8 protein-coding genes are annotated in these 12529 nt (G+C 63.9%); all 8 read left to right on the top strand.

The genetic code is table 11. The features are described 5' to 3' along the window. Window positions 1–4: 4 nt before the first annotated feature. Window positions 5–334, top strand: coding sequence for a nitrite reductase small subunit NirD (gene nirD / locus MUO32_RS01835; RefSeq protein ID WP_257946526.1), 330 nt, complete (start codon window positions 5–7; stop codon window positions 332–334). Next, window positions 335–2992: a nitrate reductase gene (locus tag MUO32_RS01830; RefSeq protein ID WP_257946525.1), complete on the top strand. Its 2658-nt coding sequence runs from the start codon at window positions 335–337 to the stop codon at window positions 2990–2992. Then, window positions 2964–4445 (top strand): siroheme synthase CysG, encoded by a 1482-nt coding sequence (cysG, locus tag MUO32_RS01825; RefSeq protein WP_257946524.1) that lies wholly within the window; start codon window positions 2964–2966, stop codon window positions 4443–4445. Before MUO32_RS01830 ends, cysG begins: the two co-directional genes overlap by 29 nt. 161 nt (window positions 4446–4606) lie before the next feature. Further along, complete coding sequence (locus MUO32_RS01820) at window positions 4607–7558, top strand: calcium-binding protein (protein ID WP_257946523.1); 2952 nt, start codon at window positions 4607–4609, stop codon at window positions 7556–7558. A 182-nt stretch (window positions 7559–7740) separates the two neighbouring features. Then, window positions 7741–8763 carry an ABC transporter ATP-binding protein gene (locus MUO32_RS01815; protein ID WP_257946522.1) on the top strand — a complete coding sequence of 341 codons (1023 nt, stop codon included), beginning with the start codon at window positions 7741–7743 and terminating at the stop codon, window positions 8761–8763. Window positions 8764–9007: 244 nt separating this feature from the next. Further along, window positions 9008–10579 carry an ABC transporter substrate-binding protein gene (locus tag MUO32_RS01810; protein ID WP_257946521.1) on the top strand — a complete coding sequence of 524 codons (1572 nt, stop codon included), beginning with the start codon at window positions 9008–9010 and terminating at the stop codon, window positions 10577–10579. Between the two features lie 57 nt (window positions 10580–10636). Beyond that, window positions 10637–11602 carry an ABC transporter permease gene (locus MUO32_RS01805; RefSeq protein WP_257946520.1) on the top strand — a complete coding sequence of 322 codons (966 nt, stop codon included), beginning with the start codon at window positions 10637–10639 and terminating at the stop codon, window positions 11600–11602. Further along, on the top strand, window positions 11599–12522 hold the full coding sequence (locus MUO32_RS01800; RefSeq protein WP_257946519.1) for an ABC transporter permease: 924 nt from the start codon (window positions 11599–11601) through the stop codon (window positions 12520–12522). Before MUO32_RS01805 ends, MUO32_RS01800 begins: the two co-directional genes overlap by 4 nt. The last annotated feature ends 7 nt before the right edge of the window (window positions 12523–12529 follow it).

Below are 12529 nucleotides of genomic sequence, written 5' to 3'. Positions count from 1 at the left end.
GGACATGAACTGGTTTGCCATCGGAGATATCGCCGACATTCCGCTGCGTGGCGCGCGTTGCGTCAAAACCCCGCAAGGCAAGATCGCCGTGTTCCGCACCGGCGAAAACGAAGTTTTCGCCATCGAGGATCATTGCCCGCACAAGGGTGGACCGCTGTCGCAGGGCATCGTTCATGCGAAAGCGGTGACGTGCCCGCTGCACAATTGGGTGATCTCGCTCGAAACCGGCAAGGCGCTCGGCGCGGATGAGGGGGCGGTGAGGACGATTGCGCTGAAGAACGATGGCGGCGCGCTCTTCATCGCGCTTGAAAGCCTGATGGTGGCGGCCGAATAGATGGAAAAGGCGGTCAAGACAACCTGCCCCTATTGCGGCGTCGGCTGCGGGGTCATCGCGACGGTCGCGCAAGATGGCACCGTCTCCGTGACGGGCGATCCGGACCATCCTTCGAATTATGGGAGGCTCTGCTCGAAGGGCTCGGCGCTTGCCGAGACGATCGATCTCGACGGCCGCATCCTTCATCCTGAGATTGGCGGCCGGCCGGCATCCTGGGACGAGGCGCTCGACCTTGTCGCCGAGAAATTCACCACGGCGATCGCGGAGCACGGCCCCGATTCCGTCGCCTTCTATGTTTCCGGCCAGCTCCTGACGGAGGACTATTACGTCGCCAACAAGCTGATGAAGGGATTTGTCGGTTCGGCCAATATCGATACGAATTCGCGGCTTTGCATGTCCTCCTCCGTTGCCGGCCATCGTCGCGCCTTCGGGGCGGATACGGTGTCGGGAACCTATGAGGATCTGGATCTGGCAGACCTCGTCGTTCTCACCGGTTCGAACCTCGCCTGGTGCCATCCCGTGCTCTATCAGCGCATAGCTGCCGCAAAGGCGAAGCGGCCGGGGATGAAGGTGGTCGTCATCGATCCGCGCCGTACCATGACCGCCGATATCGCCGATCTGCACCTCGCGATCCGGCCGGATACGGACGTGGCGCTGTTCGTCGGCCTGTTTTCCCATCTGGTCTCCAATGGCGCCGTCGACCAGAATTATGTCGCGGCGCATACGTCCGGTTTCGCGGATGCTTTCGCAGCGGCCGGTGGCGTTTCCTTTGGCGAGGTGCTGGAGCGGACCGGGCTTCCGGCCATGCAGCTGCGCGAATTCTACCGCCTGTTCACGGCGACCGAAAAGGTCGTCACCTGCTACAGCCAGGGCGTCAACCAGTCCTCGTCGGGAACCGACAAGGTCAATGCGATCCTCAATTGCCACCTTGCCACCGGCCGCATTGGAAAGCCGGGCATGGGACCGTTCTCGCTGACCGGCCAGCCCAATGCCATGGGGGGGCGCGAAGTCGGCGGCCTTGCCAACATGCTCGCCGCCCATATGGCGATCGAAAGCGCCGACGACCGCGACCGCGTGCAGCGTTTCTGGGCGTCTCCCTCCATTGCGGACAAGCCGGGCCTCAAAGCCGTCGACCTGTTCCAGGCCATGGCGGAGGGGCGCATCAAAGCCCTCTGGATCATGGCGACGAACCCCGTCGTCTCGATGCCGGATGCCGAGGCCGTCGAGGCGGCAATCCAAGCCTGCCCGTTCGTCGTCGTCTCCGACATCATCAAACAGACGGATACCGCGCGCCACGCCGATGTGGTGCTGCCTTCGCTCGGATGGGGAGAGAAGAGCGGCACGGTCACCAATTCCGAGCGCCGCATTTCCCGGCAGCGTGCCTTTCTCGATGCGCCGGGCGAGGCCATGGCGGACTGGCGTCAGCTCGCCGAGGTTGCCCGCCGCATGGGTTTCGTCGAGGCCTTCGCCTATGACGCGCCAGCAGAAATCTTCTCCGAACATGCGGCCCTCTCGGCTTTCGAAAATGCCGGCAGCCGGGATTTCGATATCGGTGCCCATGTTGGTCTTGACGCAGACGCCTACGATGCGCTCGAGCCCTTCCAGTGGCCGCGGCCGATGGGGCAGGCGCGCACCGAAACCCGTTTCTTTGCCGATGGTGGTTTCTACCATGCCGATGGCAAGGCCCGCTTCATCGCCGTCGAGCCGGCCGATGCCGACCGCACCAACGCCGATTATCCCTTCACGCTGAACACCGGCCGCATCCGCGACCAATGGCACACCATGACGCGCACGGGCAAAAGCGCGCGCCTCTCCTCGCATATCGCGGAACCCTTCGCCGAACTGCATCCGCGCGATGCGATGGAGATCGGGATCGGCAATGCCGGGCTCGTGGAGATCGAAAGCCCAAGGGGCAGGGTGGTCGTGCGGGCGCTCATCACCGAGCGTCAGGCGCGCGGCAGCATTTTCGCGCCCATGCACTGGAACGATCAGTTCGCGGCCAAGGCGCGCATCGATGCCGTCGTGCCCGCGATTGTCGACCGTCTTTCCGGGCAGCCGGCATCGAAAAACGTTGCCGTCGCCGCACGCCGGTTCACGGTGCGGCACTATGGCTTCGCGGTCTCGCAGGTGAAGCCCGTCGATCCCGACGCCGCCTACTGGGCCCTGGCGAAGGCTGAAGGCGGCTGGCGGCTGGAACTGGGCTTCACCGATCCGGTCGCTGAATGGGCGGACTGGTGTCGCCGCGTCTTTGTTATCCCCGATGGAGTGGAGCCGCTCGGCTACACCGATGCGCAGACCGGCGACGCGCGTCTCGCCTTCTTCGACGGTCCGCGCCTCCTTGCGGCCTGCTTCCTGGCGCGCGAACCCGTTGCGGTTGCCCGCAATTGGGCAATCGCCCAGCTTTCGGCCGATCACGCCAACCTGCGCAAGCGTTTTGCGCTCGTCGCCGGCCGGCCGGGAGCGGACAAGCCGGATCCCGGCGCGACCGTCTGCGCCTGCTTCGGTGTCGGCGTCAACCAGATCGTCGCCGCTGTGCGCGGCGGCTGTCAGAGCGTGGAAGCCGTCGGCAAGGTACTCAATGCCGGCACCAATTGCGGCTCCTGCCGCGCCGAAATCAGGGGGGTCGTCGATGGATGTCTCGCCGCCGCTGCGGAATGATGTTTTCGCCCGCATGGAGCCGCTGGCCAAGCTCCCGGTTTTCTGGGCGCTGGAGGGGCGGCGCGTCGTCGTTGCGGGTGGCACGGATGCTGCGATGTGGAAAGCGGAGCTGCTTGCCGCCTGCGGCGCCCGGGTCGATGTCTATGCCGAGATGTTCAGCGAGGCTTTCGAGGCGTTGCTCGCCCGCGCGCCGGACCGTCTGACCCCGCACCGTCGCCCCTGGTCTTCGACCGATCTTCCCGGCGCCACGCTCGCGATCGGCGATTGCGACGATGACGCGGCGGCGTTCTTTGCGGCGGCCCGGGCGGCGGGTGTACCCGTCAATGTCATCGACAAGCCGGCGTTCTGCCAGTTCCAGTTCGGGTCCATCGTCAACCGCTCGCCCGTCGTCATCGCGATCTCCACCGACGGTGCCGCCCCCATCCTGGCACAAACGATCCGCCGCAAGATCGAGACGCTGCTGCCGCGCAGCCTGAAAGCATGGGCAGTGCTGGCGCAGTCCCTGCGCGAGACGGTCAACCGGCGTCTCCAGCCCGGTCCCCAGCGCCGTGCCTTCTGGGAGCGGTTTTCCGACTGCGTCTTTTCCACACTGGATACGCCGGAGGAGGGCGTAGGCGGGGTGCTTCTTGCTGATGCCGAAAGGTTCGCGGAAGCCCCCGCCATCGGTCGCGTGACGCTGGTCGGTGCGGGGCCGGGCGATGCGGAGCTGCTGACGCTGAAGGCCGTGCGCGCGCTGCAGGCGGCCGACGTCATTCTCTTTGACGACCTTGTCTCCGCCGACGTGCTGGAGCTTGCGCGGCGGGAGGCGAAACGTCTGCTGGTCGGAAAACGCGGCGGCCGCGAGAGCTGCCGCCAGGAGGACATCAATGCCCTGATGGTCAAGCTCGCCAAGGCCGGCAAAAAGGTGGTGCGGCTGAAATCCGGCGACCCCATGGTCTTCGGTCGGGCCGGCGAGGAGATCGCCCATCTCGACCGCGAAAAAATCCCCGTCGATGTCGTTCCCGGCATCACGGCGGCAAGCGCCATGGCCTCCCGCCTCGGCCTGTCGCTGACCAACCGCGACCACGCGCAATCGCTGCGGCTCGTCACCGGCCATTCCCGGCATGGCGGCCTGCCTGACGACGTCGACTGGGCGCGCGTCGCGGATCGCCGAACCACCACGGTCTTCTACATGGGGGGGCGGACAGCCACGCTGATCGCCGACAAGCTCGTCGAGCAAGGGCTACCGGCGGCAACACCCGTTGTCATCATGAGCGAGATCAGTCGCGCGACGGAACGCAGCTGGCGTGGAACGCTCGCGGCGATTCCCGAGGGGATCGCGCAGATCGGTTACGACAATCCGGTCCTGATCGCCGTCGGCGATGCGCTCGCCGCCCGGAACACCAGTTCCGCCATCGATGCTCATCTCCCTTCTCAGCCTCCACGGCACGCGCTCTGCAAATCGCTGCGGTGAGGAGACCTCGGGATGCTTGCCTGCGCATAAAGCAGGGGTACGACGCGCGTTCGCATGCTTCCCGCTATGCGGGTGTTACCAAAGGAACACCTTTGCGCTATTGGTCCGATTAGCAATCGATGCACGCGCCATCGGGCGCAGGTTCCAATTGCGAGGAAGCCATGAGCCAGAAAACGATTTCCATCGCGCCGCTTCAGGCGCCTCTTTCCCTCGAAGCGCTTGCCGCCTACACCATTCCCGGCGTCGGCAACCAGACAGTCACCGGCACCAATGCCAACAACAGCATCAGCACCGGTTCGGGTGACGACACGATCACCGGAGGGCTCGGCGCCGATACGATCAAAGCCGGGACGGGCGACGATGAAATCCGCAACCTGAGCGTGGCGGAGCTTGCCGGTGACAACATCGACGGGGGGCTTGGTTTCGACGAGCTCGAAATCAACTTCAGCGCCTCCACCAAGGGCGTGAGCTTCACCGCCTTCGATCCGATCCTCTCCAAATCCGTGTTTGGCGCGACGATCGTCAATGTCGAGAGCTTCCGGCTGGAAGGCAGCAACTTTGCCGACACGTTCACCGGCGGGCGCTGGGACGACTGGTTCGAGGGCGGCGACGGCAGCGACACGCTGAGCGGCGGCATCGGCCGCGACTGGCTGTCGGGCGACAACGGCAACGACAAGCTCTATGGCGGCAACGGTAACGACTCGTTGCTCGGCGGTGCCGGTGACGACTACATGTCCGGCGGGTACGGCGTCGACTGGCTTTCGGCCGATGACGGCAACGATACGCTCTATGGCGGTGCCGGCGGCGATTACCTCTACGGCCACGACGGGAACGACAAGATTTACGGCGAGTCCGGCGGCGATACGATCCAGGGCGGCCGCGGCCGCGATGTGATCGACGGCGGCACCGGCGACGACTATCTCAGCGGCAATGGCGACGACGATACGGTTCGCGGCGGCGAGGGCAACGACGTGATCCTGCACAGCATGGAAAGCTGGTCGGCTGAAGGCAAAGATATCCTGGATGGCGGTGCCGGCGTGGACGAGCTTTCGCTGAGCGGCGTTTCAGGCACGTTCACAGCCAAGACATCCGCGACGAAGCAGACGCTGTCGAACGGAACGACGATCGTCAATTTCGAGACCTACGACATCAGCGGTTCGGAAAACGCCGACAGGTTCACCGGCTGGACCGGCAACGATACGCTTTCGGGCATGTCGGGCAACGACACGCTGATCGGTCTCGGCGGCAACGACCATCTGAATGGCGGCATGGGTATTGACGTGCTCGACGGCGGCAACGGTGACGACCTCCTGATCGTCGGCAGCGGCGGCAAGGACACGATCAAGGGCGGCAAGGGTTTCGACACCGTCTGGGTCGATCGGGCCGACAGCACGGCGAACCTCACCTTCAGCGTCTCCGGCGCGACGGCCAGGCTCTCCGACGGGACCGTCATCACCGATGCCGAAAGCTTTACGATCGAAACCGGCAGCGGCAACGATGTGCTGTCCGCCGGCACGGCCGGCCATGTCGATTTCGATGCTGGCAGCGGCAACAACACGATGACCGGCGGCAAGGGCGACGACCAGTTCTACTCGACCACCGGCGACGACAAGGTGACGGGTGGCGATGGCAATGACCGGATCATCGACGGCGGCGGTGCCAACCGTCTCGATGGCGGCAACGGCCACGACCATATCTCGGCCGACGCGCGCACAGGCACAGGCCTGACGACGATCATCGGCGGTGCCGGCGACGATATCGTCACCATCAACAATGCGAGCGGTTCCGTCGCCGGACGCTATACCGCCGATGGCGGCTCGGGCACGGATACGCTCTGGATCAACCGCTACGACAGCACGAAGAACCTTTCCTTCACGCTTTCGGCCAATGCGACGATGGTCAATGGCGACGTCACGGCCAAGGGTTTCGAGCGGGTGCACATTTCCGCCGGCCAGGGCAACGATGCGATCACGGCAGGCAATCTCGACGACTACATCAACGGCATGGCAGGCAACGACACGCTCAAGGGGCTCGGCGGCAGTGACGAGCTGATTGGCGGGAATGGTGCCGATACGATCTCTGGCGGTGACGGCAACGACATCATCTGGGCCAGCGGCGGCATCAAGGATACAGGCGCCGACAAACTCTACGGCGAGGCCGGCAACGATGTCCTCAACATGAATGCCGGTGACTATGCCTCCGGCGGCTCCGGAGCGGACCGTGTCGTCATCGATTTCTCCGAGGAAACCTTCAACGCCGCCTTCGTCTTCACCGGCGGCCTCGTGAAGATCAACACGACGACGTCTTTCACCGGCATGGAAGCGCTCGACTACATGGGCAGCGCCGGCAACGACACCGTGACGGCGGGCGCCGACGCGGACTATCTCGATGGGGCGGCCGGCAACGATACGCTGCGGGGTGGAGCAGCCGATGACTATCTCATCGACGGCAAGGGCAATGACAAGCTCTATGGCGATGTCGGAAACGACCATTTCGTCCGCTACACGGACGAGACCGGCAAGGACTACTTCGATGGTGGTGCGGGTATCGACACGCTGGAGTTCAATATCGTTTCCAATCAGTCCGTTATTCTCGACCTTGCGGACAACACGAAGAATGGTGGCGTGGCGACCGGCCTCACCGTCACCAGCATCGAGAATGTCATCGGCCGCAACAGCGACGACACCATCCTCGGCAGCAGCGCCGCGAATTACCTGAAAGGCGGGCTCGGTGATGACAGGCTGGATGGCCGCGCCGGCAACGACAAGCTGGAGGGTGGCGGTCATGGCGATACGCTGACCGGTGGTGCTGGCGCCGATCAGTTCGTCTACGCATCCGGCGAGGCGGTCGGCTCAGGCGACCTCATCACGGATTTCAAGCGCGGCGAAGACAAACTCGCCATCGACAACGACGTCTTCGGCTTCTCCAAGCTCGTGCTCTATTCCGGCAACGACCTGAAGGCGACCGGTGCGGCCGCGCAGTTCTTCTTCGAGAAGGACAATGGCCGCCTCTGGTACGACGCCGACGGCACCGGCAACGAGGCGGATGCCGTCCTCGTCACCACGCTTGCCAAGGTGACGACGCTTTCGACTTCGGACTTCCTGTTGATCTGACCGCTCGTCCGACAAGCGGAACTGCAAGACCGGCCGCCCATCCCTGGGCGGCCGGTCTTCGTTTGCGTGGCAGGTGCTGAATCTTTGTGTTTGACACAAGAGTGAATCTCTATTGTATTCTCTATTGTATATTATCCGGCATCCTTCGGCCGCGGCCCGGGTTGCACAATCTGGAGGCTGTGATGACCAGCGCAAGTGCATTCGCAACGGCAGTACACCCGGAGCCGGTAGCCGCCGTTCTCGATGTTCGCGGCCTCCGGATCGAGTTCCCCATCCGCGAGAGGGCGCTCGTCGCGATCGACGCCGTGTCCTTCTCGATCGGGCGTGGCGAAATCCTCGGAGTCGTCGGCGAATCCGGTGCCGGCAAGTCGCTGACGGGCAGCGCGCTTATCGGCCTGCTGCAGGCGCCGGGGCGGATTGCAGCTGGCACCATCCATCTCTCCGGCGAACGCATCGACAATCTGCCGGAAAAGGAGCAGCGGCGGCTGCGCGGAAAGCGCATCGGCGCGATCTTCCAGGACCCGCTGACCAGCCTCGACCCGCTGTTCACGGTCGGGCGGCAGCTCACAGAGACGATCCGCACGCATTTTCCGGCGATGTCTTCGGCGCAGGCGCGTCAACGGGCCATCCAGCTTCTCGCGGAAGTCGGCATTGCCGATCCCTCGACGCGGTTCGGCCAGTATCCGCACCAGTTCTCCGGCGGCATGCGCCAGCGTATCGTCATCGCCCTGGCGCTGGCCGGCGAGCCGGAACTGATCATCGCGGACGAACCGACAACGGCGCTCGACGTTTCCATCCAGGCCCAGATCCTGGCGCTTTTGAAGCGGCTCGCACTGACGCGCGATACCGCGATCATGCTAGTGACGCACGATATGGGCGTGATCGCCGAGGTCGCCGACCGGGTTGCGGTGATGTATGCCGGCCGCCTTGTCGAGATCGGGCCGGTCGATGATGTCGTGCGGCGTCCCAACCATCCTTATACGGCGGGCCTCATGGCCTCCATTCCGCCGCTCAACCGCCAGCCGGAGCGGCTCGCCCAGATCAGCGGATCCATGCCCCGCCTCGGCAGCTGGCCGACGGGCTGTTCCTTCCATCCGCGCTGTTCGAAGGCCGGGCCGCGCTGCGGTGCCGAGACGCCCCTGCTGCAGCCGGCAGGCGGCACGGAGGCTTCGTGCTTCCTGCAGCAGGGTGGCGTCGATGGATGATGGCTTTCATAATTGTACACAATTCAGAATAATTTAGAGTACAAATATGTGGACTATCGAATGGGCTTGTGAAACTATGCTGATGCCCGGGCTTCTTCCGGGCGGCGAGGCGGACAAGCCATGGCGCGGACACGCTCGCTGATCGGCAACATTCAATCCTGCGATATCGGCGAGTGACATAAGACAAGACGATCCCTTCGAGGGGGACCACTGGCCGGGAAGCGCTCTAAGCTGGGAGTAGCTCATGAACCGCTATCTGAAAGTCCTTTTGGCCGCATCCTGCGCCGTCCTGGCAACGGGGGCCGCGAATGCGAACACGCTTCGGTTCGCCGAGGCGCAAGAAATCAGCTCCATGGATCCGCATGCCGCGCGCGACGATTTCACGCTCAGCCTGCTCTCCAATGTCTATGAGGGCCTGGTGCGCTGGAATGCAGACCTGAAGCTCGAGCCGGCGCTTGCCGAGAGCTGGGAAGCGGTCTCCGACACGAAGTGGAAATTCAATCTCCGCAAGGACGTGAAATTCCACAACGGCAACCCGTTCACCGCCGATGATGTCATCTTTTCCTTCGTGCGCGCCGGCTCGCCGGGTTCGCCCTTCGCCGGCCTGCTGGAGCCGGTCAAGGAGATCACCAAGATCGACGACCACACGATCGAGGTGACGCTGAAGCGCAAATACGCGCTCCTCCTCAACGACTTTGCCGGCTGGTACATTCTCGACAAGGAATTCCAGGAATCCGTCGGCGCCGACAAGCCGATCGATCTTTCCACCAATACGGGCGGTGCGATGAGCACGCAGGGCGTCGGCACCGGCCCCTTCAAGCTCTCGGAGCGTCAGCCCGACATCCGTACCACCCTCGTGAAAAATCCGGACTGGTGGGACAAGCCGCAGCATAATCTCGACGAGATCGTCTATACGCCGATCACTAATGCCGCGACGCGCGTCGCAGCACTGCTGTCGGGCGAAGTGGATTTCATCCGTAACGCACCCTCGCAGGACATCGCGCGCATCGAGGCGACGCCGGGCATGAAGATCATGCGCGCGCCGCACCTGCGCAACATCTTCTTCGGCATGGATCAGCAGAGCGCCGCGCTGGAAGGCAGTGGCGTCGAAGGCAACCCGCTCGCCGATGCGCGCGTGCGCAAGGCCATCTACCAGGCCATCGACATCGAAGGCATCAAGCGCTCCATCATGCGCGGCAACAGCCGCCCGACGGCGCTGCCGCTCGCGCCCGAACTGCCGTTCTATGACGCCAGCCTCGATGTGCGCTTCCCCTTCGACATCGAGGCGTCGAAGACGCTGCTCGAGGAAGCGGGCTACAAGGACGGCTTCAACCTGCCGATGGATTGCCCGGCCGGCTCGTTCATCAACGACGAGCGCATCTGCCAGGCCGTCGTCGGCATGCTCGCCAAGGTCGGCATCAAGGCGCAGCTCAACATGCACACGCCCGTGCAGTTCGATACCGAGCTTCCGGCAGGCAAATATGCCTTCTACATGCTCGGCTGGGCCGGTCTTCCGACCATCGACGCCTACAACATCATGTCGGCGACCATCCACACGCCGACGGGTGATCTCGGCGCCTGGAATCCGAAGGGCTATTCCAACAAGCATGTCGACGAGCTGATCGAGAAGATCGGTACGGAATATGACCCGGCCAAGCGCCAGGAGATGATCTCCGAGGCGGTGAAGATCCACCGCGACGAGGTCGGCAAGATCATGCTGCACCAGCAGTTCCTGACCTGGGGCATGAGCGACAAGGTCAATGCCATCGTTCCGGCCGACGAATATACCCGCTTCTGGTACTACACGATGAAGTGACGCCACCGCTGGACGGCGCAGACCCGCGCCGTCCTCTCTTCCCCGTGAGAGGCTGCGATGATCTCCTTGCTCGCCACCCGGCTCACCAGCGTCGTTCTCGTCATGCTGGTCGTCTCGGGTCTGTCATTCTGTGTCTTCAATTTCCTCGGCGATCCCGTGAACAACATTCTCGGGGTGAACGCCACGCTGGAACAGCGCGAGGAGCTGCGCGTCGCGCTCGGGCTCGACCAGCCGACCATCGTGCAGTTCTGGCGCTTCGTCGAGCGCGCAGCCGTGGGCGACTTCGGCGTCTCCTACCGCAACCGCCAGCCGGTCATCGACCTGATGCTGGTGCGCCTGCCGGCGACGCTGGAGCTTGTACTGACCGCAACGCTCACGGCGCTTCTCGTCGGCATACCCATGGGCATCTATACGGCGCTTCGCCCGAAGGGCCTGCTCAGCCGTATCGTCCAGCTTGTTTCGCTCCTCGGCATCTCCATGCCGCAGTTCCTCATCGGCATGCTGCTGATCCTCGTCTTCTCGGTGGAGCTGCGCTGGCTTTCGGCCTTCGGAAGAGGAGAGACGGTGCAGATCGGCTGGTGGACGACGGGGCTTCTGACCACAAGTGGATTGAAAGCGCTGATCATGCCGACGATTACATTGTCGGTTTTCCAGATCTCCATGATCATGCGCCTCGTGCGCGGCGAGATGCTGGAGGTGTTCCGGGCCGATTTCATCAAGTTCGCCCGCGCCCGTGGCCTTTCAGACCGTGCCGTCTATCTCACCCACGCGCTGCGCAACAGCCTGCTGCCCGTCATCACGGTCGTCGGCCTGCAGATCGGTTCGCTCATCGCCTTCGCCATCGTGGTGGAAGCGGTGTTCCAGTGGCCGGGCATGGGGCTGCTCATCCTGCAGGCGATCGAGTTCGCCGACTTCCCCGTCATGGCCGCTTATCTCGCCTTTGTCGGCTTCAGCTTCGTCACGATCAACCTGATCGTCGATATGACCTATCTTCTCGTCGATCCGAGGATGCGCGTGAAATGACCCGATTGACCGGACTTCTCAAGGACTGGGCGGCAAGCGATTTCGCCTGGCGCTTCCGCACCTCGCCGGCGGTCATCTTCGCGACCGTCGTCTTCCTGGCGCTCGTCTTCTGCGCGGCTGCGGCCAACTGGATAGCCCCGCACAACCCCTTCGACCCCGCGACGCTCGACATCATGGATTCGCGCCTGCCGCCGGTCTGGTCGGATGGCGGCACGGCCAGGTACCTGCTGGGCACCGACGAGCAGGGCCGCGATATCCTGTCGTCGATCTTCTACGGCATGCGGATCTCACTGCTGGTCGGCCTTGCCGCCGTGCTGTTTTCGGTAACGATCGGCGTGCTGCTCGGCCTTGCCGCCGGTTATTTCGGCGGCTGGGTCGATGCGCTGATCATGCGGCTCGGCGATATCCAGCTGAGTTTCCCCACCATCATGATCGCCTTCTTCATCGACGGCGTCGCCAAGATCGTCATGCCGGTCGCCATGCGCGAGGAGATGCGGTTCTACGTCGTGATCCTCGCCATCGGCGTTGCCGACTGGGTGCAGTTCGCCCGCACCGTGCGCGCCTCGACCATGGTGGAGCGGCGCAAGGACTATGTCGCGGCGGCGCGTATCAGCAAGGTCAGCGGCGCCCGCATCGTGCTCACCCATATCCTGCCCAACACGATCGGGCCGGTGCTGGTGCTGGCGACCCTTGGCCTCGGCGTCGCCATTCTCACGGAAGCGATCCTCTCCTTCCTCGGCCTCGGCATGCCGCCGGCGCAACCGTCCCTCGGCACGCTCATCCGCGCCGGTAACGACCTTCTGCTCTCTGGCGAGTGGTGGATTTCGCTCTTCCCCGGCGCTGCCCTCGTCCTTCTTGTCCTGTCCGTGAACATGGTCGGCGATTGGCTGCGCGATGTTCTGAACCCCCGCTTGCGCTGATATCAGG

This window comes from Shinella sp. CPCC 101442 (assembly GCF_024704725.1).
Taxonomy (GTDB): domain Bacteria; phylum Pseudomonadota; class Alphaproteobacteria; order Rhizobiales; family Rhizobiaceae; genus Shinella.
Note: the sequence above shows the minus strand (reverse complement) of the source record. Positions and strands in the feature narration are given on the sequence as shown.

What these genes read in the sequence shown, in the direction of transcription:
- cysG (WP_257946524.1), top strand. Translation starts at nt 2,964, where the DNA reads ATGGATGTCTCGCCGCCGCTGCGGAATGATGTTTTCGCCCGCATGGAG.
- nirD (WP_257946526.1), top strand. Translation starts at nt 5, where the DNA reads ATGAACTGGTTTGCCATCGGAGATATCGCCGACATTCCGCTGCGTGGC.
- MUO32_RS01820 (WP_257946523.1), top strand. Translation starts at nt 4,607, where the DNA reads ATGAGCCAGAAAACGATTTCCATCGCGCCGCTTCAGGCGCCTCTTTCC.
- MUO32_RS01805 (WP_257946520.1), top strand. Translation starts at nt 10,637, where the DNA reads ATGATCTCCTTGCTCGCCACCCGGCTCACCAGCGTCGTTCTCGTCATG.
- MUO32_RS01810 (WP_257946521.1), top strand. Translation starts at nt 9,008, where the DNA reads ATGAACCGCTATCTGAAAGTCCTTTTGGCCGCATCCTGCGCCGTCCTG.
- MUO32_RS01815 (WP_257946522.1), top strand. Translation starts at nt 7,741, where the DNA reads ATGACCAGCGCAAGTGCATTCGCAACGGCAGTACACCCGGAGCCGGTA.
- MUO32_RS01800 (WP_257946519.1), top strand. Translation starts at nt 11,599, where the DNA reads ATGACCCGATTGACCGGACTTCTCAAGGACTGGGCGGCAAGCGATTTC.
- MUO32_RS01830 (WP_257946525.1), top strand. Translation starts at nt 335, where the DNA reads ATGGAAAAGGCGGTCAAGACAACCTGCCCCTATTGCGGCGTCGGCTGC.